The sequence below is a fragment of the Adhaeribacter radiodurans genome (assembly GCF_014075995.1).
GTDB classification, from domain to species: Bacteria; Bacteroidota; Bacteroidia; order Cytophagales; family Hymenobacteraceae; genus Adhaeribacter; species Adhaeribacter radiodurans.
In genome coordinates, this window is sequence record NZ_CP055153.1 from 5,624,419 (window position 1) to 5,648,146 (window position 23,728).

A 23,728-nucleotide genomic window follows, 5' to 3' on the forward strand; every position below is an offset into this window, starting at 1 on the left:
TGCGTATGCTCAGTATATTTAACAAGCTATTACATTGCTCTCAGTAAAAGCTCTGTTTGCTACCTTAATAATAGAACCTGAAGCTACCATTATAAAATAAAATGCAGGAAATAGAAATATTTTACCCAGCGAGCCTTACCGATTGGCGAAACTGGTTAGAGGAAAACCATCTTTCTAAACAAGCGGTATGGCTTGTTTTTTACACTAAAGGATCCGGAAAACCATCTATTACCTGGAGCAATGCGGTAGATGTAGCTCTTTGCTTTGGTTGGATTGATAGTAAGAAAATTAAGATAGACGAAGAAACATCGCATCAGTTTTTCAGCAAACGCAAGCCTACTAGTACCTGGTCCAGAATTAATAAAGACAAAGTAAATCGGTTGATGGAGGAGCAATTAATGACTAACGCCGGATTTAAAACAATTGAAATAGCCAAGCAAAATGGCTCCTGGACCATTTTAGATGAAGTAGAAAAATTAGTAATTCCGGAAGACCTGGAAAGCGAGCTTAAAACCAAACCATTCGCCCTGGACTACTTTCAAAATTTAAGCAAATCCGTTAGGAAAGCAATTTTACAGTGGGTTACTCTTGCTAAACGCCCAGAAACCAGACAAAAGCGAATAACCGAAATAGTAGAACTTGCCGCGCAAAAACAAAAGCCCAAACACCTGCAATAAGAACTTTTTAATGTATCCTTATATTTATCTCGAACTCACGTTAATTATAAAAATTTATTTATTGCCTAAATCCATCATTCATCCTTTATGGCAATTCAAAACTCCAACTCAATCAAACTTTCAACTATTCCGGATAAGTCCAATGAACAAATAAAATCGACTTATAAAGTTATAAAAGACGTTTACTACGGCTCCGATAAAGAGCAAAATATGGACGTTTACCTCTCTGAAGAGGCCCCAAAATTAGCGGATAAAAATTTTACTATCCTTTTCCTGCATGGTGGCGCTTTTTACCTTAGCGACAAAGCTCAAGAGGAAAAATACATTCAACCTTACTTACACAAAGGACTGAATGTGGTGAATATGAATTACCGACTTAAGCGCGGAATACCTATAGCAATAGAAGATTTAACTAATGCGCTCCATTACTTAGAAGCGAATAAGGCAACTTACCTATTAAATTTAAACAAAATAATTTTAGTAGGGTTTTCGGCAGGTGCACATATTGCAAGTATAGTAGGCCTTTCGGCAAACAATTCTGATTATTTTAACCAGCTAAATAAAGAAATTAAATTTTCTGGAATTATAAATTTTTCGGGATTAGTAGATGGATTAGCTGTAGTTGAAAAAGGATTTATGAATCATGAACTACAATTAATGAAAGATATCGGGAATTCCTTGTTTCCTTTTACGGAGGGCTATACCCCCAATAAAATTATTACTAAATATGAGCCTATAATTTATTTTGATAAACATGACCCACCATTTTTTTTATGGTACGGCGGGAAGGACGACCAAATTCCTCCCGCTACGTTTGAAGTATTTGTTAAATTGCTGCAGGAAAATAAAAGCAAAAATGAAGTAATTTTTTCGCCTGAAAGTAATCACTTCCCAACCTCAGCCGAACGGAAATATATTTACGATAGAATATTTACTTTTCTGGACAAACTATAAAACAGACTGCTTTTAGCAAATCATTTATAGTAAGCTTCTATTAATTTTCCAGAAAGAGTTATAAGGTGTTTGAAAAGTTTACGTCTATGCATCAACCATTTACTAAAAAGCCCACCATTGTAAATTTGTAAACCCTAGCTTTACTATTTTAAATTTAACGTGCCGTAAATCCTCCATCCAAAATGATTGCTTAACCAATCAGGAAGCCTGCGCCTTCACTACTACATAACCAAAGAACCGCAGCCCCCGAAAAACTCCGGACGTATTTAGGAATGGGCAGAGCAAAGCTTGGATGAAAAAGTAAAATTTTTAAAATACCCAGAACGGAGTTGTGCTGCTTATCGGTTATTTTTGGATAGATAAACAGAATAATGCAGTAAAATATATTGCAGATAACCGGAGTAGTTGCGTTTATCTGCTATTTAGTAGTAATCAATAAATTAAAAAGAAAGTGGACAGCAGCAGGGCAAAATTGATTGGTCAAAAAATTGGCATAAAGTCAACGTTGGTCGGAATTTTAGTTGCATACCTGATAATGTCAGGTTTTATAATGATTGATTCTTCGTACTTAGATGCTTTACTTTGGTTTACAAAAATTGATTATTGGATAAACTTATTAGTCGGAACAATTGCATTTATTCTTTCCGGATACTTCTATGGCCGACTTGCTGGATTTCTAATTTTAATAAAAAAGAAAGATTATGAATTAACAGGCATAATCATTGGCTTCTTAACACTTTGGACTGGGACACTACTTGGAAGCACAATAGGTTTTATACAAGAAGGCCTTGATAATTTTGGTACATACGACAATCCGATTGTAGATTATTACTTTAAGCCAATATTTTGGATTACATTTTTCGGCTTTATACCTGTTATCATTGTTGGACTTTGGTTTGGCAAAAAAATTAAAAAAGCAGGAGCTTCTATAAAAATACCTACCGCTAACATTGTATAAACATTATGTCACGGCCGACGGCCTTGCACGTTGTTTATACGAGACCGTTGAAGCTAATAATGAAAAAGAGAAAAACGTATCAAGAGGAAGTAGCAAAACTAATAAGGGCGATTGAAATTGCTGTTGATTCTTTTGAAAAGTACTGCCCTAAGGATTTGGATAAAACCAGCCATGAACATGTTATTTCTTGCTATAAAGGATGGAAAGAAGAGCTATTGCATCCCCTACCACAATACATGAATCTAGCATCTTTAAAATATTTCATTGAAGACGTGTTTACCTATTTTCAAGAATCATCAGGAGAGACAACAGAATATTTCTGGAAAAGGATTAATAATGAAGCGCTTGGTTATGAGAGGGAAAATAAACTCAAAAAAATACTTGACCGTGGAAGAATTAAAGGTAGAATAGAATTTGATTATGTGACAGACATGATGGTAGTAGCTGAGCAAGTAGGACTAACTACAAAAGAGGAGTCAATTAGATTAGGAAATATGTTGGATAAATTTGAATTTAAAAAGAAAAAATAACTGGCTACACAACACCTATAGGGCATAAACGCACCATAGCCAAACCATTGTAGGCAATTCAAAAGACAACGACTCTATAAAAATGACGGGGTAATTATATTTGTAGACATAATTTTAAAACTTCAGACAACAAAGCAAAGAGAACTATTTCTAATGGACATTTTAGAAAAAAACAAAGCAGTTGTAAGGCAATTCAACAGGGAAGTGATTGAACAATGTAATTGGGAAACGTTCAATGCCATTATGGACAATGATTTTATAAACCAAACCGCACCGCCAACCGCTAATAGAGCAGACGGTATGTGGAACACTTTCAACAATATTTTGAAACCTGCCTTCCCAGACTTGAAAGTGGAAATCTATGATCAAATTGCAGAGAACGATAAAGTAACAACACGAAAAGCAATTATTGGAACCCACAAAGGTGTTCTTATGGGAATAGAGCCTACGGGCAAACGAATTAAAATTGACGTAATTGACATAGTAAGGCTGAAAGACGGAAAATACCTGGAGCATTGGGGTATTAACACCCTACAGACTGTAATTATAGAACTTAAAAAAGGATGATAAGACAAAAACTATTTACTAAATCGGTTTTGCAATATGGTGGCTGACGCATAAGTACCGAATGATTAAAATACTATTGAACATTAGTAATAAATTTAGCCTAACGCAACACGGAAAGCCACCCCATCGCAAAGCCTTGAACCGTTGGAGGCAAGAAGTCTTACATAAACCACATAGACATGGAAGCTCTTCCAAAAATTTCAGTGCGACAGCGGCAAATCAGGACGGAGTTTTTAAAAGAATTAGATAAACATATTCTGGACGTGGCTACCGGACGCGTGGAAACCATGTTTGAGATAAAAGAGTTTGCCAACCTCTTACACATCCACCCCAGGCACCTGACCAATACCGTAAAATTAACCACCGGCAAACACCCATGCTTTTATTTTGAAGAAAGAATACTGGCAGCTGCCAAACAAATGCTCTCGGAAAACAAAATGAGCATAGCCCAAATAGCCACTTTGCTCACCTACGATCCCTCCAATTTTACTAAATTCTTTAAACGCTACACCGGGCAAACCCCAAAACAGTTCCGGGAAGAAGTGGTACGCGAAAAAGCGGAAAACCTCACCATTTAATCTGAATACCTCACCATTTTTTCCCGCTCCTTATTTTCAATTTTGCACCGACAAAGTTTTTACTGAGCTATTTAAAATTGTAAAACAATGAGCAACTATTCTTCTATTTCGGAGCAATTCTTAAATCTGCCTCTGCACCATGATGAAAACGGTTTTAAAGTAATTATGGGTAACAATCAATCCTGGGGCAGGTAAATCTCAAAAGTGGTACCGGCACCGGGTTGAGAGTGAATTTGCAAGGTTCCTTCTAACTCTTGAACCAGGTTGGCTACTAAAGGCAAACCTAAACCAAATCCTTGTTCCCCACTTGTGCCCTTGGTTGAGGTAGCTGTTTGCTGAAGAATTTGCGTAATGGTTTCTTCGTCTAAGCCAACACCGCTATCTTCTACTACCAGGTGCAGGGTATTATTAGTTTCTCCTTTCAGCAAATCCAAAAACACACTAACCCGGCCTTGAGTCGGGGTAAACTTAATGGCGTTACTAATTAAATTTCCTAATATTTGTAATAATTTGTTTTTAGAAAAAGGAATATGACTTACGGCCGGGTTAAGATTTACCTGAAAACTAACGTTTTTATTTTGGGCCTGAAGGCGATGTAATTTTTCGAGCTTTTCTTTTAATTGGACCAGAGTAATCTGCCATTCGGGCGTGGCATCTGCCTTTCTGGAAGAAGTTAAGATTTCCTCGGCCAGTTCTATAAGTGATTGACTGCTTTTTTGAATCATCCCCAACGCTTCTAAAGTAGTAGCCACTGAATTTTGATACCCTTCATCGAGCACCACCTGGCACAAAGCCTGAATTGCCCGAATGGGCCCTTGCACGTCGTGCACTAACTTTTTCGGTAGTTGGTTGGCTTCTGTTAATTGGTGCTGCAATGTGTTAATGGTGCGCATGGCTTGCAACCGATTAACTATTTCGGCCGCAATAATTTGCAGCAACTCTATCTTTTCGGGGGCTAAAGCGTTTACTTTCGTATCCAGAACACATAAGGAGCCTACATTATACCCTTCCTGGGTTTTAAGCGGAACGCCCAGGTAATAGCGTAAATCAGGATAATTGGTAAGGAGTGATTTATTTAAGAACCTCTCGTCGGCGGTTAAATCGTTAATTTCTAAGTAATCTGGCTGAGTAATAGTATATTGGCAAACCGAATCCTCCCGGGGCAACTGTTTCAATGGAAGTCCCTGACGGGCAATGGACCATTGCACAAGCGGATCAATCAAATTAATCAAAGAAATAGGGGTACCAGCTACTTGAGAAGCCAGATACGTAAAATCAGAAAATTTATCTTCTAAATTAATGTAATCTAAATCAAATCCGGCCAGGTTTTTAATTCGTTCAGATTCATTCAGGGGAACCGGAAATTTACTTTGCATTATAAGCTTATATAATTACGTAATAGTTCTTACATTCTTCATTCATTAGGTTTAGTCCAAGTTTTATGTAATAACCCGTCCGGTTATTTAAACCCCAATAGCGTGCTTTTTTGCGTTAACCTAATCAAGAACCATTTGTTTTGCTCTTCATTTACTTTTTTCAGCCGAAGGAGATGTGCTTTCTTCGGAGTAATATTTTTGGTAGCTTTTTATTAAATAACTATTTTACACTTGATTTATTATGAAAAAGGCTAGGAGTTAAAGTAGAGGCAACTTTTTATTTTACCCGAACCAAAAGGTAAAAACAACCTTTCTGCCAGCAAGCTAAAGCCAACAAAATTTACTAAAGTGCTGTAGTTCTTGCATTTTTCCAGTTTATAAACAATTTTTAGAGTGCTGGAACAAAAGTAAAATCGGGCAAAAAGTAATTTTATTCCTATAAGTCATTTCTTTATGAGTCCTAGAAATCCGTTAATAGCCTTTTTAATCCAAGCTGCGGAGCCGCGCCTTCCCCACCCGGCCGAATACAGCGAAGAGGAAATCTATGTTCAGGTTGTTCTCACCATGGAAGAGATCCAACAATTTCATCTTAACGATCCCGAGATGGCCATATCAATGCCCTACTTTAATGTTCTCTTCCGGAAACAATACGATAACGGTGAAGCCATAGGGTGGAGATTTGTAGAAGCAGATTAACCCTGAGGAACTCTATTCACACCGGAGTAAATAAGTACTGCCCCCGTACGTAGCAACAGAATTACTTTTTCGTATAACAGAAGGTGATTTTATAATTTACTTGGTCTAATAACCGACATTTTCCCATTCATAAAATGTTTAACGATGAAACAAACCCGCGACAGTATTGAAGACATCTGGGGAGAAAGAACACCATATTATCATACGCAATGGCCCGTAAGGGTAGATGAACAAATATCAGAAGAACCCGACCACTGGGTACAATCAGCCTGCGTACTTTGTTCGACGGGTTGCGGAATGGATATTGGAGTAAAAAACGGAAAAATAGTTGGCGTTCGCGGGCGCGCAGTAGATGCGGTTAATCGGGGACGGCTTGGTCCGAAAGGCTTACATGGCTGGGTTGCCAACGAGAGTAAAGACCGCTTAACTAAACCCCTGATCCGGAAAAACGGAAAGCTGGAAGAAACCACCTGGGAAGAAGCCATGAACCTCATTGTGGAGCGGTCGAAAGAGATTATAGAAAAACATACTAGTCTGGGCATAGGCTTTTATACGTCCGGCCAGCTTTTCCTGGAAGAGTATTATACTTTAGGAGTTTTAGGAAAAGCAGGATTAGGAACACCGCACATGGATGGTAATACCCGCCTGTGCACGGCTACTTCGGCGGCGGCTTTAAAAGTTTCTTTTGGCTCTGATGGGCAGCCCGGTTCTTATACCGACCTGGATTCTGCCGAGGCTATCTTCCACGTGGGCCATAATATTGCTTCCCAGCAAACTGTTTTATGGATGCGGATTCTGGATCGGCTGGCCGGCGAGAACCCGCCTAAACTTGTTGTGCTGGATCCCCGGGAAACTTTTACTGCCCAGCAGGCAACGGTACATTTGGCTCCTAAGCTTGGTACAAACATTCCGGTACTTAATGGATTGCTTTATTTAATTATTCAGGCCGGTAACATTGATACTAACTTTATTCAAGCTTCCACGGTAGGCTTTGAAGAACTAAAAGAAATTGTTTCGAAATGGCCCCCGGAACGCGTAGCAGAAGTATCTGGAGTTCCCGTGGATAAGTTGCGGGCGGCGGCAGAAATATTAGGAAACACCAAAACATTGGTATCTACTGTCCTACAGGGCGTTTATCAATCCATGCAGGCCACTGCTGCTGCGGTTCAGGTAAATAATATTCATTTAATCAGAGGATTAATCGGCAAACCAGGCTGCGGCATTTACCAGATGAACGGCCAACCTACCGCCCAGAATACCCGGGAATGCGGCGCAGATGGAGACCTTCCGGCCTTTCGAAATTGGGGCAATAAAGAACATGTTCAGCAATTAGCAGATTTATGGAATGTGGATCCGGATCAAATTCCGCATTGGTCCCCGCCCACCCATGCGATGCAGATTTGGCGGTTTGCCGAAACAGGCTCTATTAAAATGCTCTGGATCAGCGGTACCAATCCGGCCGTTTCCATGCCTCAGTTATCCCGTATCCGAAAAATACTGGAAAAGAAAGATCTGTTTGTAATAGTTCAGGATGCTTTTATGACAGAAACATCTATCCGGGCAGATGTAGTATTACCAGCGGCTATATGGGGCGAAAAAACCGGTTGTTTTACTAATGTAGACCGTACGGTTCATATTTCCCACAAAGCGATAGAGCCACCCGGAGAAGCAAAATCTGATTTAGATATTTTTCTCGATTATTCCCGGCGTATGGGTTTTAAAGACAAAGACGGAAATCCGTTAATAAAATGGAATACGCCCGAAGAAACCTTTGAAGCCTGGAAGGAATGTACCCGAGGACGGCCTTGCGATTATACAGGCTTGAGTTATGCGAAACTTAGCCAGGGTAGTGGCATTCAATGGCCTTGCAATGAACAATTTCCGGACGGCACCCCGCATTTATATACCAATGGCAAGTTTAACACAGATTACGATTATTGTGAAACTTTTGGCCATGACCTGGTTACTGGGGCAGCAACCACTCCAAAAGAGTACAAGGCCATAGATCCCAAAGGAAAAGCCTTTATTAAAGGGGTAGATTACCAGCCGCCGCATGAAGTGCCAGATGCCGAATATCCCTTATGGCTCACCACCGGCCGGCTGGTTTATCATTTCCATACCCGCACAAAAACAGGCAGATCGAAAGAGCTACAGGCGGCTGCCCCGGATGGTTTTGTCCAGATATCGGAAGAAGATGCCGCTAAATACGGTATTGCAGAAGGAGATATGGTAGAAGTAACCTCCCGGAGGGGAAAAGTAATGGAACCAGCTAAGATTGGCGATATCGAGCCTGGTACTCTTTTTATTCCATTTCATTATGGTTATTGGGATAAGTCAGACCGCCCCCGTGCTGCCAATGAATTAACCCTTACAGAATGGGACCCGGTAAGTAAACAGCCCCACTTTAAATATTCGGCGGTACGAATTAAAAAAGCAGATGGCAACTTTTTTTATAAAGCAGCCCACGCCGTAGAAGAAGTACTCGAGACAGTAAAGGAAAAGCTTAACTCTTAAGTAGGTATAACATGCATATCGGAAATTATTTAGGACTGGTACACCAAAGTGAAAAGGAATTAGCCGAGGCTTTTCGCCAAGTGGCCAAAGAACACGGCGACGAAGTAGATGTTTATCAAACCTGCCAGTTGCTTGCTTCCTGGTCTGACGCCCACATTGACGCCTTATTACCTTTTGTTCAAAAATATTCGGAAGAAAAAAGCAAAGAACCTGAGCGGTTAAAAAAGACCATTTTCGAAAAGACCCGAACCGGAAGCCTGGCCTTACTACGCGATTTACATGATCTTTATCTGTTAGTTTGCGAAGTAGATCTTTGCTGGATAATTTTAAAACAGGCGGCGACTGGCTTGCGGGATAAAGAGTTAGATGCTACTTGCCAAAGATTGAGCAAAGAAACCGAAAGACAATTATCCTGGCTTTTAACCCGAATAAAATCTGCCGCCCCACAAACGCTTATAGTGGCAGAATAATATTTAATTGAAGTTTGAAATATCTTTTAATAAACAAAAAGCCTCTTAGCCGTATTCTAAGAGGCTTTTTAGCTCCAAAGAAAATACTCCTTAGTTCCTGAAATAGCGCCGGTAAAAATAGAAAACCCTTTGTAAAACAATCCCTGTACAGAAAAAGGTAGAGGGCATATCAGCAGTCAATTGGAGCGCAAAAGCAAATCTGTAATGCCATTGATAAGCACATAATTCCCTTTATTTTAGTATCAAAACAACTTTCTTCGAATAAAAAAGCATACTATTCGGTTTCTATTTTTTTGTAAACGTAGCCTTTAAGCTGATAAGTAGAGATAGGAATTTGGGCCGATAAAGCCGTTTTTAACCAAGGCACTAACTGCTCTTGCGTGATATTTTGAAAAGCCATAGACTGCCCACAAGCCGTAAACTTTACCCCTAAGGCTTGTAGTTCTTGAAACAAGACCGTATTGGGGTTATCTATCTGGTACTTTTCTTTATATAGGGCACTATTATAGAAGGATTTCAAAGCCCCGCCATGAACCACCACTACCACCTCCAGGTTATTTTTCGGAACCCCAGCGGCAATATGCGTATTAATGGCGCGGGCTACTTCGGCCAGACCGTCGTTTATTTCTTTAGCCGCGGCATTATCTTTTATCCCTGTCGATATATCCATTAATAATTTATACTTTAGGTTCGTGTCGGGCTTTTCATTTACCTTTTCTACGGGTACCACCCCGGAATACTTGCTGCTTTTGATCAGCGGATAAACAGCCCGAGAAGCTACAAAAGTGCGGAAGGCTTGAAACCGGGACTCCGTAGGGCGAGCAGTTGAAGTTACAGGAGCATTGGCGGCGGATTGCGCCTGGGCAAAGGTGGTAATTAGGAGGAGGACAGGTGCCATTAGTAATAGTTTTTTCATGTCGCTGGATTGATGGGTGGAATGATAAAGATACTCCAATCTAGGGTATAAAAAATAACCTGAACCAGCGGACGGTACAGAAGCCTAATTTTAAGGGGTTTTAATTGGCAAAAGCCATTGCTTTTATCGCCCAATTGTGTAAACTTTCAGTAATCCAGTAGTAGAGATGTCGCTTATGAAAGAAACTGTTCCTTTTGATTGGTCCCGCATCTGGTTGGGGGAAGAAGCACCCGTTACTTTCCTCGGCGAGGTCCTTTTCCGGAGTGTACTCATGTACTTATTAATTTTACTCACTCTGCGCATTATGGGGAAGCGGGGCATCAAACAGCTTTCCTTGTTTGAGTTTAGTATTATTTTAGCTTTGGGTTCTGCCGCCGGCGATCCCATGTTTTACGAAGATGTCCCGATTATGCATGCTGTGGCTGTCTTTGCCGTGATCCTTTCTTTATATGTTTTGTTTAACTCCTGGACCGAACAAAGCGAACGGGTAGAAACCTGGTTGGAAGGAAAAGCTACTTGCATTTTAGAAGACGGAGAAATTAACTTAAGCGCTTTTAAAAGTCAAAAGTTAACTTATCGGGAGTTCTTTGGCGAAATGCGGCAATATCAAGTGGAACATTTGGGACAGGTACGAAAAGTATACCTGGAATCAACCGGGGAAATCAGTCTGTACTTTTTCGAGGAATCCGCGATGAAACCGGGTTTACCCATCTTCCCGGAAGTCTTAGCCCAAGCACGCCAGGAGATACCAGTGAGTGGCTGGTATGCTTGTAAGAGTTGTGGTCATATAAAGGAACTTCAACCTATTCCCAAACATTCTTGCCCGAAATGTCAGCAGGAGCTCTGGCTAGAAGTGTGTCGGGCCAAGCGCATTACTTAGCAATGGCAGATACCAAGCTCAGGCAGGAAATAGTTCTACAACGGAGGCCCTTAGAAGACGGATAACAAAAATTGCACTCGCAGAATCTCTTAAAAAGAGATCTCAGAAATCAAAAATTTGGTTCATTCTTAAGATGGCTTTATGAGAAGGATTATCCGGCAAAAAAGACCTAATCCAAATAGGTCTTTTCTTGCCCTTTTTTCCGTTGTTTCCTGAGACACTTGGTTAACTGACTTGTCCTAAAAGATATTGACCGTAGACTTACTTGACTGCTGGCTTTTCAATAAATGGCTTGATGCCAAATGCGGGGTATATTTCACTTGGGAAATAAATCACACCACCCCTAGATACCATGGAAATGGTTTTTATTGCCTTCAGGTCTTTAGTTGGATCCTTTGGAACAAGAAAGAAATCGGCTAACATGCCTGGTTCTATGGAACCCCGATCTTTATGACCCAGATATTTAGCCATATCGTAGCTGCCAAGTTTCAATAATTCCCCGGGAGTGTAACCTAATTGTTGGTATAATTCCAATTCGCGATGCAGTTTGAATTCGCCGCCCATATCCGTGCCAGGAATAATTAAAAGGCCACGCTCCTTCATCATTTTTAAGGTCGCTACAATTTTATCAAATGCTAATCGATAGGCTTTGTCTTCCTCTTCGCTGGCAATGTTGGCCATGGCCACTTTAGCACCACGCTGCACATTGGCGGGCATGTTCTCAATATAATCCAAGGTACCAGCTTGGGTCTTTCCATTACGGGACAGTAACAGAACCTCATGAATCGCCAGGGTAGGATCAATGGCTACCTTGTTTTTTACCATTAAATCCAGGGTTTCTTTAACCCGGACACCGTTTAAATCCAGGTTAGGGAGGCGTTTTAAAGCAGTTAATCGCAATAAAGTGCGGGTATCTTCCTTAGGTTCAAGTACCCAGCCTAGCATTACCTGGTTAATGTGGGTCATTTCATCAAAGCCTGCTCGCAACATAGCGTTTGCATTAGAAAATGCCGGAACATGGCCGGTGACGGGCATGTTTAGTTCATGGGCTTTCTTCACGATAGCGGGCGCCCAATCCCCGTTCATACTATTATACAGTTTAATGCCATAGAAACCTTTCCTGGCGTAAGTTGCCACCGCTTCCAGTGCTTGTTGTTCATTCTCCACCAGAATGCCATTGTTGGCGCTAAAAGGGCTTTTACCTTCGATAAAACCTAAACGCGTAATGCGCGGACCGGCCAGAATGCCACTTTCAATTTTTTGAATGAGAGTCTCGAGCACCTCGTTGTTGTTGCCCATGTCGCGGACCGAGGTGACCCCTGCCGCAATGTTTAGAAGGGCATCGTTGTCTCCTACATGGCCGTGCATTTCGTACAGTCCGGCTATTAATGTCCCGCCTCTCCCATCAATTTCTGTTTCCTTTTCTCCCGCTTTTACATTGGGTGCATCAATACTTTTAATTTTATTGCCACTAACCAGTACCGAAGCTAATTTAGTCAAAGCCTGCGTTTTGGGATCAAATATGCGAACATTACGGATCCTAAGGTTGCCCTTGTATTTGTGCGCCAATTGGGCTTGCAATTTTTCAAAGCGCTCGGCTGAATATTTCTCGGCCAACTGACGCAGGCTTTTTTCTTCGCTCTCGAAACCGGCACGTATAACTATAAACTCGGGCAAAATATAGGCGAAAAAATTTTGCTCCTCATCTAAAATGAAATAAGTAGGGTTTAAGTCTGCTCCGGATAAAGCGTAGGTTTTTAAGATTATTTTACCAGAAGCGGAGTTCGCTTGAATGGTTTCCATTTCTTTAAGCTGCAATTGTCCGCCCGGTAGGGCTGGTAAGGCTAGGCTGGCTTCTTTTAAAAGTGCCCGCGCCGAGATAGCCAATGAATAAGGACTACCAAATTGATCTATATAAAGTGCAGAATTATTTACAGTTGCGCTACCTTGTCCAGTGGCATCGGTCCAACTTGCCTGCTGACCTTGCCGCTGAAAGTGTTCCGTAACGCTATTACCGAAGGTGGTATTGCCAGCAATATCCCATTGAATAGGAAAGCCTTGCGCATTTAGTATGATGGTTTCTTTGATGGTTGGTCCGCGCCCGTTATTTTTATAGTCGTAATCGACCGTAAGAGCGTTGCCCGTAGTAGTAACCTTTAAATGACCTACTTTAGCTCCACCCATTATTACGGAAAATAACTCCTCTTTTTTAGTTACGGACTGAGAAGCTTTATTATTTACTTTTGCTGTTGTTTGCGCCCGTATAGCAGGACAAACGAAAAGAAGCAGCACCAGGAATATTAAGGAGATGTATTTCATATTATTATAATTATAATTATTATGGAATGTACCTAATAAATTTAATATGTAGCTTGACTATTTTATTAATAATCAACTTATATCCTTTTTATTGGAAGCTAGATAAGTTGAACATCTCCTAAACAAAACTACATTTTTAGTTTGTAAGACGGCATTCGCTATAAAAAGAAGAGCAAGGTGTTATAGCCACTGCCGTCATTACGGATTCAATTCTTTCCCCTTACTTAAATATTAAGAAATTTAGAAAGAGCCTCGTTTTTAAAATAGTAATCGTTAATAGGATTAACCTATCCTAGCGGAATAGTACTTTTAGTGCTTTTTAGAACTCTCTCTATTAAAAAAATTTATTGTTTAATTGCATTTTCCTGTTGTTTAATTTATTTTAGATAAAGTAATAATCACTGTCCGGGCGTATATAGCTCCTAACTTGGGCAGGAATTTAAATAATAATAGCTCCCTTTTGGTTGTTGAGCCTTCCATTAGAATTTAATCAAATAACAAGGGCTTGCTTTTTAAAGCCTGAGTAGCATTCCAGATAACATTACCCGTACTTGACTCTTCTTTTTCCTCCCGCAGGAATGCTGAACCCTTTGGCTGGTATCTTTAATTATCCTTAACCTATTACCGTATGAAAATCAACAAAGAAGACATCCCCGTAACCATGCAAGCGCCGGGAACCATCATGAGAGGACTTCCCGGTTACGGCGGCATGACGGTGGCTTTTAACCAAATGCCCGCTGGCACGGACCTGGCTCCCCTCTTCCAAGGATTAAAAAATAATAGTTGTCAATGTCCCCATTGGGGCTATGTACTCGAAGGGGCCGTGCGAATGAAATATGATGATGGCTCCGAAGAATTATTAACCACCGGCGATGTATTCTACATGCAGCCTGGACATACGGCCGTGGTGGAACAGGATACAAAGTTAATTGATTTTAGTCCCGAGGCAGAACTCAAAGAAGTCATGAACCATATTGCTAAAAAAATGGCAGAGTTTAGCTAATAAACTTCTTCTGTAACGATAACTACAACCAAGGCGATGAAGGTAAAGAAAAACTCGCCCTAACAAGGGCCTTAACTTAACCTTGGCAAAAGCAAGGTTAAAGCTCTCCGCCTTCGAAAATACGTTTATCCTAATCGCGATTATCGGGCAAATAACGCTTACTTAAACCGCTTCTTGAGGTTTTTTTCAGGCTTAAATTAACTTTCTATTTATTCTAGTATATTCAAGCCCTGTATAATCTTTCCTAACTGCCTTGCTTTATGACCAAAATATTTTCCGCAATTATTTTAATTGCTCTGGTAATTACCGGTTTAACCTTTAGTTGTACCCGCATCGATGCCGGGCACGAAGGGATTTTAGTTAAACAATACGGTTCCGATAAAGGCGTTCAGGATGTCTCCTTAGTGACCGGACGCGTCTTCTATAACCCTTTATCGGAAAACGTGTATGAGTTTCCCATTTTTATTCAAACCGCCGATTACGAAGCCTTTAATGTGAATGCCAAAGATGGCTCGGTCTTTACCGTGGACCCAACCATTTCCTTTGCCGTTACTCCGGGTAAATCCCCGCATATATTCTCTAAATACCGCAAACGGATTGAAGAGATAACTAAGACGACGCTTTACAATTACGTCAAAGATGCTTTTCGCAATCAAATGAATAAGTATTCGACGGATGAGCTCATCAGTAACCGGCAAAAATTTGAAGCCGATGTCCAATCCACCTTAGCTACCACCTTAGAAGCAGACGGCTTTAAACTGGAACAATTAACCAGTGGACTCCAGTATCCGGAGGCCATTGTACGGGCGATTGATGCCAAGAACAAAGCCGTGCAGGAAGCCATGCAGGTCGAAAATGAGTTAAAGGTAGCCGAAGCGCAAGCCAAGAAGTTAATCATCCAGGCCGAAGCCGAGAAGAAAGCCAATGAGTTAAAACAATCCGCCTTAACTCCCTTACTGATCCAGCAGCAGTTTATTGAAAAGTGGGATGGGCATACCCCTTTATATGGCAGTTCCCCGGTGATGTTTAAGAATGTTCCCTAAGGAAAACCGGACTGACCCGTTCTAAAAAACGTTGACCATCAATTTACGGATTAGACAAAATTTTATTTGTTATCATTTGATAATAAATCTATAAAAGAGTTGATAGAAATTTGTTTCAGGTTAAAAGCAATAATAAAGTACCTATTCACCAGTACCAACTTGCTTTAATTTTTGAAATAATTTTAACATGAAAATTTATATTTTTCTATTAGCTTTTTGCGTGAGCCTTCCAACTATTGCCCAATCAGTGGATACTATCCGGGTGGGAGATCAGTTAAATATAAAGCAATTGCGACCAGGAGTAAAACAATATGTGCGTTATGTTCTTCAAGATGGAAAGCGAATAAAGGTAGACCTTTGGACCCGTACTACTGAATTTATTGCTAAAACCAAAACAGTGCGCATTTCTCAAGCTTTGGAATCGTTTGATTCTTCCAAACGTAAAACTATTACATCCACCTTTCACTTGCCTTCTTTTTCCCCTATTCATCATGAACGAGCAACGGAGTTACTAAAAGAAGAGTTTACGTTTTTAGATACTACCGTTTTAATAAAAGTTAACGGTGAAGGAAAGACTCCTCTCCGTCTTTATGCTCCTACTTACAACTTTGAAACCGATGCGGAGCTTTTTCAAATGTTGCCGTGGAGGGAAAATTACATTGCCGTCTTAAACTTTTATCATCCGGGTTCCGGAGTACCGGATTGGTATACTTTTAAGGTAGATGGCGTGGAAGAAGTTACCACCTCCAATGGACAAAAATTTAAATGTTTTAAAATAATAACAAACTACAACAAACCAGAATATGGCACTACGATATTCTGGTTTGATACGAAAAGCCGACATTTTGTAAAACAAAAAAGTGAATTACCCGGAGGAGGAGTTCTTATTAAAGCTTTGGTGAGTATTCCAGAATTCTAATTTAGCAAGAGACACCTATAAAGAACGATACAGCGTAAAAACTTTAATACATTGATTTAAAAATAATGTATTAGCATTATTTAATTGCATGGAACAGCTTAAGTGTCAAACGCTTAAGCTGCTGCTTTTTTGTGTTAGACCGTTAATGAAAATTACCCTGGAAACATACCAAACAAAGTGGCCAACTCTTTATCTAATTAAAAAAGAAATTATAGCTAAAGACCTTTTTATAAAACAAACGGAGAAGATCGCTTTGGAATGGTTTACAAGCCCTGATAACATAAAGACTAGATTCTAACAAAATATAGAATACAATAAGGCCATTTTACTGAATTATTATCTTTAGTTTAAATACATTAACTCGAACCTTCAAATAAATAGCTAAATAAATAAATTCAAGCAATGATTTCAGTTCATTTAATCAATACAAACGATCCTTTATACCAATCTGAACGGCAATTAAGAAATAGAATATTGCTTCAGCCCGTTGGTTTGCCCGATCATGCGTGGGAAATGCATGACAAAAAATCCTGGCACTTTATAGCCGTTGAGAAAGGCCGTGTTATTGGATGTATCGTATTAGTACCGCTTGACAAAGAAGGCAAGAAGACACAATTAATGCAAATGGCGGTGGAAAGTAACCAGCAGGGAAAAGGAATAGGCAAGTTGCTAGTCAATGAATTATTAGATTTCTGTCAATCTAAAGGCATTACTGAAGTTACTTGTCATGCTCGGGAAACCGCCGTACAATTTTATTTAAACTTAGGATTTGTAATTTATGATGAGTCCTTCGAAGAAGTAGGTATTCCCCACCAGCACATGAAAATAGATTTAAGTGAACGTACTAATCGACACTACTTTCAGAAATATAGTAGACTTACATAAACAACAAAGGCAGCAGAGTTAATGCCGCTGCCTTTGTTGTTATTAAAATTAAAAGCTCTTATTTGTCTTTCACGAATCGAAGAGGTAGATGAACCGGGTTATAGCCGATAGGAAAACTTCCGAAAGCGGCATAAGTATCGCTGGGTAATTGAATAATCTTGAAGGCAATCGGATTATCCTCTTCGTTTCGCTCTGAAGTCCATATCCAAGGCTTTATCAATCTTCGTATTAATTCGGGTGCTGGCTTTATCTTTGATTCTTCAGCCTAAACCTTCTATTGATTGGGCGGAATCCGTAAACAAAAAGCCGGATACTAATCCTAAGGTTAAAATTGTTTTCTTCACTGTAGTAGTTAATTTAAATAGTTGTATTTAAAAGGTGATTTGCAAGAATCGATTAGGCGCACGTGTTCCTTTCCGTACAAAAGGATGTACAGCTGATAGGTATTTAACCAATTATATTTTTATTAGTAGATCGGGCTAGTTACCCTTAGCTTAAAAAGCCAATATTTAGCTGAGAGCTATTATTGCGAAGTTGATTTATAACCGGCTAACCCCCCATTAGTAGTACCTAGCCATTTTCTTCCTTTACTATCCAAGGCCATCGATAAGATGCCCGAACTTACTCCTGGAATAGTTAAAAACAAGGAAGTAGAGTTGCCAAAAAGATATAAAGCATTGCCACCCACCCAGATTTCATCCTTTTCCAGCAGAATGGTCTTTAACCCTGTTGCTTCTACCGGACCTGGTACTTCCTGCCAGCCATTATTGCTGTGGCGAATGACAGATTTCACCGAAGTGCCCGTTAAAACTGCTACTACCATATTGTTCTGATCCACCGTTAGGGCATACGGGAAGGTAGAAGGATAACCCATTTGATCAAGATGGAAGGTAGACCATTGTTCTCCGGCAAACTGGCGGATGCTTCCGCGAAAAGCAAAGTGATTAAACATGCCCAGCCAAAGTGCTCCGTTTTGATCTACCGCCATAGAAAGAATTAAATCGTCTTCTAAGGCATCGTAAAGCTGCCAATTCTTATTCTCATCTATCTTAATCAAACCTTTAGCGGTACCTACCCAGATAATGTTCTGTTTGTTATCGTGCGCCAGGCACATAATAGCGTTATCGGGTAACACACTGTTGGCAGTATCATATACTATCCACCCCGTCTGATCATAGCGGACTAATCCTTTATTGGTACCGATCCAGGCGGTACCATTTTGGGTTACTACCAGGGACTGAATAAAGGAAGAAGGCAAGGGAGAATTACTAGTGTTAAAGACGGTCCACTCTTCTCCACTAATCCGGACGAGTCCGTTCGCCGTACCCACCCATTTTACATCGTTTAAATCAATGGCCAGGGCATTTACCTGATTATCGGGCAGCGTAGAATTAGCTGTATGAAAACGAATCCATTCCGGTTCTTCTTCATTGGGACCATCCGGATTGTCTTTATCTATTTCCTCTTTCTTACAACCAGTTGTAAAAATCATAACTAATACCAAACACATACTAGCTAGTCGGATTACTTGTCCTTTCATGCGTAAGACTTTTGTTTGCATGATGATTTGCATTTAAGTACGCCGTAAAGGTGGGGCGTTACAGCAGCATTATCCTTGGTAAATACCATCATTTTAAATAATGTTTTGGGGATTAATTACTAAGTATGGTCCACTATGCCTAGGCAATTTGCCTATCCTTAATTATTTTACTGCACAAAAAATTTATCTACTTGATTGAGAAAGCGCTCATCGGACATTCCGGATCGGTTAAAAACTATTAAACTACCAATCCCTTTTTCCGGGTAAATTCTCATTTCAAGGTAGAAACCCCCTCCCCCTCCGGCATGCGTATAGTACCGGGTACCATTTAACTCCCCGGTAAACCAGGCTAAGCACATACCAGTGTTTTTATCGTTAGCTGTTTTCGTTTCCGTTAGTAACAGTCGTTTATTAGCTTGAGAAATAAGTCTGGTTTCCGGCTTCAAGAATTCCTGCAAGTATTTAACCAGGCCGTTTGTTGTTCCGATAAGCCCGCCATAGGCTTTCCCATTCACATAAAGAAATTTGAAGGGTTGCCAGGAGTTTTCGGCTTTACCCATAAATTTACTTTTATTAATAAAACAGGAAAGCAGCAAATTAGAAAAACTCCATTTTTTATGGTAGCCGGTAGCATGATTCCGAGTATCATAAATCTGAAAGCCTAAAGCACCGGGTGGTAAATTTAATTTACTTATAATATTTTGAGTAATGTATTTCTCATAAGAAATTCCCGATACTGCCGCGATCACCTGACCCAAAAGGACGTAACCTAAGTTGCTGTATTTAAACTTTTCTCCGGGCTTAAATTTCAATGTTCGGTTTTTTTCAAATACTGTTTTAAAAAACTTTTTTTCATTGAAGGTGCTGTCTTCTTCCACCAAATGAACCCAACTAAGCGGAATGGGATCCGCTATGCCGGAAGTATGGGTTAACAAATGCTTGATGGTAATTTCTGCTGGATAAGGGCAATCAGGCAAATAGGTACTAACCGATGCTTCCAAATCTACTTTACCTTGTTCAACTAACTGAAGGACGGCGAGGGCGGTAAATGTTTTAGTAAGAGAATAAGCGTTAAACGTGGTTTCATCCCGCACAATTTCGTGGTCTTTTATATTGGCTAATCCCTGTTGAAAATGATAGAGGACCATATTTTGATTAAAAACCATATATTGAACGGAAGGTGCATTGGCGTTTATCAGTTCTTTAACTAAAACTTGATCCGCATTTTGGCAGGAGTCGGGGACACAGGTAGTTATAGTTACCATAAATAATATTAATAACGTTTTCACTATTTCTTCTCTAATCGAATGAGCCCACCAGTTTTCACCTGGATAAAGAACCCGCCGGGTTGGTTATGAAACGGGGTTTTATAACTACTCCCTTCTTGTTCCCATCCTTGTTTCCCGTTTATAGCGGCACTGTAACCAATACTGAATCCCATTAACATTCCTTTCGCATTAATTTTTTCTACACTTAAGGCCGGTGAAAGAATCATCGCATGCTGGGCATAAATACTACTTTGCCCTAGTGGCGTTACCTCATTGCTCTTGCTGGAAAACAGCAGCTTGTTTTGGGTAACACCTACCCCAAGAATAGGGTAAAAGGACCATTCCTTTAGCTGTCCTAATTTGTATCCTGCCAGGAAGGCAGAATTAAATCCGGCGTGGTGGGTGATAGTAGTGCTATTTTCCTGGTGCTTATTGGCGAAGTGAAATTCTGTACCTATAAGCAGTCGATTTTTCCGCCAGGAATAACCGGCACCAATGGTATAAGCGGAAGAGGGATTCTCTACGGTGTTGATGAAAAAGTTAGTTGCATTTACTTCCCGCAGCCCGAAAGAGGCATACAACCCGATAGCTGCTGGAGATCTTTGCTGGCTTTTAACAGTTCCTACTGCTAAAAACAGAATAGTGGTGATGATGGCTAATTGCTTCATAGTTGATATAATTTGTATGAAGCAAAGGTCTCCCGGAATTAGGTAAGCCTGATTATCAAATGATAAGAAATACAAATTAGCCTATTTCGCTGCGCAAGCGACTAAAAGAAACCGGTGTAACGCCTAAGAAAGAAGCAATTATAGTATGAGGAATGAAGTTCTCAACATTAACATATTCTTTTCGCAATAGGGCTAACCTTTCCTTTGCCGTCATACTTCGGAAGGCCATTTCCAACCTCAAAATGGCAGCCAACTGTTGCTCTACTACTCGCTGACCAAATAATCTCAAGTCGATATATGTATTCCGGAGGGTGTCCAGGTCAGTAACTCTAATTTTAATTAATATAATGTCGGTAAGGGCCTGAACAGCAAATAAACTAACTCCATTATTGGTTCTGGCAAAATTAGGAGTAATTGCCGTTTGCGGCATATAAAACCCGGTAGTAATTAACTCACCGGCTTCCGTAACATTATACCGATGGGCTATCCCTTGGATTAAAAAGTACTCAAAATCATTTCTTGTCCGCTCTTGAATGAGATGTTCAAAGCGACCTAGCCTTTCTAGCTGGCAATGATCTGCCAGAATATTGAAGGAAGAGGAAGAAACTTCTGAATACTTCTGAATGGTCTGATTAAATAACAATAGGTCTTTTGGAGTCATCCTGATACTTTTACGGCAAAAAACTTAATATACAAAAGCGTTATTCTATTTATAAAACCATACTAAGTGGTAGGGTTAATATAGGAAATAATAGGTTAAATCTTAAAACTAGAGCGTAAAATGCAAACAGAAGTATTGACACTAAGATCAGGAAAATTGGATGACTTAGCTGAAATGCAACAGTTGTACGTGGACACCATCACCACAATTTGTACGAAGGACTATAATAAGAAACAACTTCAGGTTTGGGCTGCTGGAGTTAAGAATAAGCAACGATGGCTGGCTATTTTCGAGAACCAATACGTTATTGTAGCACAGAAGGGGTCTAAGATTGTCGGCTATGGTACCTTAGAGAATGGCAGCTATATTGATCTTTTGTTTATTCATAAAGATTTTCAAAGACAAGGAATTGCCGACCAGTTGCTGAATGCCTTAGAAAATAAAGCAATTAAATTAAACTCCCCTAAATTGACTTCTAATGTAAGTAAAACAGCAAAGGGTCTGTTTGAAAGAAAAGGTTTTCAAGTCATTCAAGAACAAAATAATCTTATTAAAGGAGTTGAAATTGTAAATTATAAAATGTTTAAAAATCTGAATCAAGTAATATAAAAAGTAAAATGAAGGCCCAAAAAGTTTCCAGATAAGCTATTATAGGCTTACTTTTAATTACGACCGAGCACCTCTTTTTCTTGATATCTGCCTATCTCCTCCTTCTCTTCCGGTCAGGTACTATAAGTACCGTTATGTAAAACAACTTAACGCATAATCAAGAGTTCGGTCGTTTTTTTTAACTTCCAATTTTAAAACGGTGCGTTTGTAAATACTTTAGTAGATAGAACAATATACTTAATACGACCAAGGTAATCAGCATGCCTATCATTTCTGATTGGGTCAGGTTAGACAAGAAAACAAGAATCGTGACCACGGCCAGAAGGGGCACCGTATATCCCCCAGGAATTCTAAAGGAAGCGGCGTCTGCCTTCTGCTTGATTCTTAACTTGATTACCGCTAAAGCAACCCCTAAATAAATCAGCAGCACCGAAGAGGAAGATAATATCGCTAACTGTTTGAACTCCCCCGTAATAGCCAGAACACAGCCTAAAGTGGTGAAGGCAATCACCGAAACATAAGGCGTGGCAAATTTAGGATGAATAAGCGCTAAAGCTCTGATGGGAATCACCCCGTCTTTAGCCGAACGGAATAATACCCGCGGCATATTCAAGATGTCACCGCTTAAATAACCAAACATGGAAATAGAGGCTCCAATGATCATTAAGGTTACGCCGAAAGGGCCCATTATTCTTTGGGCTACCTCCGCTAAAGGGGCCGCTTTATAATCAGGAAAGGAGTCGCCTAGAATTCCCTGGGCAACCACTTGCACGGCTATATAAAGCAACAGAATAACCAATAAACTCAGCAAGATTGCTTTCGGGATAGTTTTGCGCGGGTGGTGAACTTCCCCACTGACGCTTAAACTATTTTCGGCACCTTGAAAAGCGAAAAAAAGAATCAGGGAAACACTACCAAAATCAGATAGGGAGGGTACTTTCTCCCATTTCAGGTTCTGCACCGCAATTTGGGTGGATCCCCAGAGCACTAAGAGCAGCAAGGGTGTCAGTTTAGCGATAGTTGTTAGCTTTACCAGGTTGATGCCTTGCTTTACCCCCATTACATTAACCAGGGTTAGCCCAGCAAACAGAACTATAAAAAAACCGGCTCTAAATAGTTGATCCTCGAAGACGGGAAGCAAGTAAGATAAAGTATCGGCTAACGCATTAGCTACCGCGGCCGTGGCCATTAAAGAAGCTCCAAAAATAAAGAGGTTGGTGGTGAGAAAGCCCAAGTATTTACCGAAGGCAGCTTCAATGTAAGCGTAAGCTCCTCCCGTCAGGGTTACTTTACTGCCTACCTCGGCAAAGCAAAGCATGATAATTGTGATGTGAAAGCCACAAAACAGGTAGGCCAATATGCCAGTTGCCCCCAGCCCCTGGCTAACTATGGCGGGCAAAACAAAGATGCCAGAGCCAATGACCACATTGATAATATTAGCTGTCAGCCCCCAAAGGCCTATTTCTCTTTTTAATCCTTCTTTCGTTGGAAAGCTACTCGCCGTAGTATGTTGCATAAAAAATAGGTAGTTGGCCTTTCTTCTAAAACCAGAAAGCTTTATGGAAGGTCTGGCTGGCATAGTAACTGCTAAATAGAACCAATGTTTTATTTTAGGGCAAGTATTCGGGAAGAAATCGACGTTAATACTCTTACCGGAAAAGGCAATGCTCCCTTAAGTGGTTGATCCAATCACTCTT

The 23,728-nt window shown here is 40.2% G+C and carries 24 protein-coding genes; 15 read left to right on the top strand and 9 right to left on the bottom strand.

Translation table 11 applies throughout. From position 1 onward, the window contains the following. The first annotated feature begins 101 nt into the window (after nt 1-101). The 6 genes from HUW48_RS22405 (at nt 102) to HUW48_RS22430 (ending at nt 4,264) form a co-directional block, all read left to right on the top strand. Nucleotides 102-677 carry a YdeI/OmpD-associated family protein gene (locus HUW48_RS22405; protein WP_182413051.1) on the top strand — a complete coding sequence of 192 codons (576 nt, stop codon included), beginning with the start codon at nt 102-104 and terminating at the stop codon, nt 675-677. A gap of 87 nt (nt 678-764) precedes the next feature. Continuing rightward, a complete protein-coding gene (locus HUW48_RS22410) occupies nt 765-1,631 on the top strand; it encodes an alpha/beta hydrolase (protein ID WP_182413052.1) in 867 nt (288 codons plus the stop codon). Between the two features lie 451 nt (nt 1,632-2,082). Further along, nucleotides 2,083-2,589 carry a hypothetical protein gene (locus HUW48_RS22415; RefSeq protein ID WP_182413053.1) on the top strand — a complete coding sequence of 169 codons (507 nt, stop codon included), beginning with the start codon at nt 2,083-2,085 and terminating at the stop codon, nt 2,587-2,589. 59 nt (nt 2,590-2,648) lie between these two features. Continuing rightward, on the top strand, nt 2,649-3,119 hold the full coding sequence (locus tag HUW48_RS22420) for a hypothetical protein (RefSeq protein WP_182413054.1): 471 nt from the start codon (nt 2,649-2,651) through the stop codon (nt 3,117-3,119). Between the two features lie 153 nt (nt 3,120-3,272). Then, nucleotides 3,273-3,686, top strand: a complete 414-nt coding sequence (locus HUW48_RS22425; protein ID WP_182413055.1) for an ester cyclase — start codon at nt 3,273-3,275, stop codon at nt 3,684-3,686. A 179-nt stretch (nt 3,687-3,865) separates the two neighbouring features. Continuing rightward, nucleotides 3,866-4,264, top strand: coding sequence for a helix-turn-helix domain-containing protein (locus HUW48_RS22430; protein ID WP_182413056.1), 399 nt, complete (start codon nt 3,866-3,868; stop codon nt 4,262-4,264). Between the two features lie 176 nt (nt 4,265-4,440). On the opposite strand, the gene HUW48_RS22435 is transcribed toward HUW48_RS22430, so the two are convergent. Continuing rightward, on the bottom strand, nt 4,441-5,640 hold the full coding sequence (locus HUW48_RS22435) for a GAF domain-containing sensor histidine kinase (protein WP_182413057.1): 1,200 nt from the start codon (nt 5,638-5,640) through the stop codon (nt 4,441-4,443). 564 nt (nt 5,641-6,204) lie between these two features. On the opposite strand from HUW48_RS22435, the gene HUW48_RS27385 reads away from it, so the two are divergent. The 3 genes from HUW48_RS27385 (at nt 6,205) to HUW48_RS22445 (ending at nt 9,320) form a co-directional block, all read left to right on the top strand. Further along, nucleotides 6,205-6,336: a hypothetical protein gene (locus HUW48_RS27385; protein WP_262891468.1), complete on the top strand. Its 132-nt coding sequence runs from the start codon at nt 6,205-6,207 to the stop codon at nt 6,334-6,336. Nucleotides 6,337-6,480: 144 nt separating this feature from the next. Then, on the top strand, nt 6,481-8,850 hold the full coding sequence (locus tag HUW48_RS22440) for a molybdopterin oxidoreductase family protein (protein ID WP_182413058.1): 2,370 nt from the start codon (nt 6,481-6,483) through the stop codon (nt 8,848-8,850). Nucleotides 8,851-8,861: 11 nt separating this feature from the next. Continuing rightward, the gene (locus HUW48_RS22445; RefSeq protein ID WP_182413059.1) at nt 8,862-9,320 is read left to right on the top strand and encodes a molybdopterin oxidoreductase; all 459 of its coding nucleotides are present in this window, start codon (nt 8,862-8,864) and stop codon (nt 9,318-9,320) included. Nucleotides 9,321-9,594: 274 nt separating this feature from the next. Here HUW48_RS22445 and HUW48_RS22450 read toward each other — a convergent pair whose 3' ends face one another. Next, nucleotides 9,595-10,236, bottom strand: coding sequence for a DsrE family protein (locus HUW48_RS22450; RefSeq protein WP_182413060.1), 642 nt, complete (start codon nt 10,234-10,236; stop codon nt 9,595-9,597). Nucleotides 10,237-10,411: 175 nt separating this feature from the next. On the opposite strand from HUW48_RS22450, the gene HUW48_RS22455 reads away from it, so the two are divergent. Then, nucleotides 10,412-11,116: a YetF domain-containing protein gene (locus HUW48_RS22455; RefSeq protein WP_182413061.1), complete on the top strand. Its 705-nt coding sequence runs from the start codon at nt 10,412-10,414 to the stop codon at nt 11,114-11,116. A gap of 261 nt (nt 11,117-11,377) precedes the next feature. Here HUW48_RS22455 and HUW48_RS22460 read toward each other — a convergent pair whose 3' ends face one another. After that, nucleotides 11,378-13,435, bottom strand: a complete 2,058-nt coding sequence (locus HUW48_RS22460; RefSeq protein WP_182413062.1) for an amidohydrolase family protein — start codon at nt 13,433-13,435, stop codon at nt 11,378-11,380. Between the two features lie 682 nt (nt 13,436-14,117). Between HUW48_RS22460 and HUW48_RS22465 the strand changes: the two genes are divergently transcribed. The 4 genes from HUW48_RS22465 (at nt 14,118) to HUW48_RS22480 (ending at nt 17,285) form a co-directional block, all read left to right on the top strand. Then, nucleotides 14,118-14,438 carry a cupin domain-containing protein gene (locus tag HUW48_RS22465; protein ID WP_220463959.1) on the top strand — a complete coding sequence of 107 codons (321 nt, stop codon included), beginning with the start codon at nt 14,118-14,120 and terminating at the stop codon, nt 14,436-14,438. 260 nt (nt 14,439-14,698) lie between these two features. Continuing rightward, nucleotides 14,699-15,481, top strand: a complete 783-nt coding sequence (locus HUW48_RS22470) for an SPFH domain-containing protein (protein ID WP_182413064.1) — start codon at nt 14,699-14,701, stop codon at nt 15,479-15,481. 187 nt (nt 15,482-15,668) lie between these two features. Continuing rightward, complete coding sequence (locus tag HUW48_RS22475) at nt 15,669-16,400, top strand: hypothetical protein (RefSeq protein ID WP_182413065.1); 732 nt, start codon at nt 15,669-15,671, stop codon at nt 16,398-16,400. 402 nt (nt 16,401-16,802) lie between these two features. Beyond that, on the top strand, nt 16,803-17,285 hold the full coding sequence (locus HUW48_RS22480; protein ID WP_182413066.1) for a GNAT family N-acetyltransferase: 483 nt from the start codon (nt 16,803-16,805) through the stop codon (nt 17,283-17,285). A gap of 58 nt (nt 17,286-17,343) precedes the next feature. On the opposite strand, the gene HUW48_RS22485 is transcribed toward HUW48_RS22480, so the two are convergent. From HUW48_RS22485 to HUW48_RS22505, 5 genes are all read right to left on the bottom strand, one after another. Then, nucleotides 17,344-17,505, bottom strand: a complete 162-nt coding sequence (locus HUW48_RS22485) for a hypothetical protein (protein WP_182413067.1) — start codon at nt 17,503-17,505, stop codon at nt 17,344-17,346. A 303-nt stretch (nt 17,506-17,808) separates the two neighbouring features. Beyond that, nucleotides 17,809-18,846, bottom strand: coding sequence for a ligand-binding sensor domain-containing protein (locus HUW48_RS22490; RefSeq protein ID WP_182413068.1), 1,038 nt, complete (start codon nt 18,844-18,846; stop codon nt 17,809-17,811). 146 nt (nt 18,847-18,992) lie between these two features. Continuing rightward, nucleotides 18,993-20,090 (bottom strand): serine hydrolase domain-containing protein, encoded by a 1,098-nt coding sequence (locus HUW48_RS22495; protein ID WP_182413069.1) that lies wholly within the window; start codon nt 20,088-20,090, stop codon nt 18,993-18,995. A 23-nt stretch (nt 20,091-20,113) separates the two neighbouring features. Beyond that, entirely contained in the window at nt 20,114-20,761 is a 648-nt protein-coding gene (locus tag HUW48_RS22500) for a PorP/SprF family type IX secretion system membrane protein (RefSeq protein WP_182413070.1), read from the bottom strand. A gap of 76 nt (nt 20,762-20,837) precedes the next feature. After that, entirely contained in the window at nt 20,838-21,422 is a 585-nt protein-coding gene (locus HUW48_RS22505; RefSeq protein ID WP_182413071.1) for a Crp/Fnr family transcriptional regulator, read from the bottom strand. Nucleotides 21,423-21,542: 120 nt separating this feature from the next. On the opposite strand from HUW48_RS22505, the gene HUW48_RS22510 reads away from it, so the two are divergent. Continuing rightward, complete coding sequence (locus tag HUW48_RS22510) at nt 21,543-22,031, top strand: GNAT family N-acetyltransferase (RefSeq protein ID WP_182413072.1); 489 nt, start codon at nt 21,543-21,545, stop codon at nt 22,029-22,031. Nucleotides 22,032-22,209: 178 nt separating this feature from the next. On the opposite strand, the gene HUW48_RS22515 is transcribed toward HUW48_RS22510, so the two are convergent. Next, complete coding sequence (locus HUW48_RS22515; RefSeq protein WP_182413073.1) at nt 22,210-23,547, bottom strand: APC family permease; 1,338 nt, start codon at nt 23,545-23,547, stop codon at nt 22,210-22,212. Between the last annotated feature and the right edge of the window lie 181 nt (nt 23,548-23,728).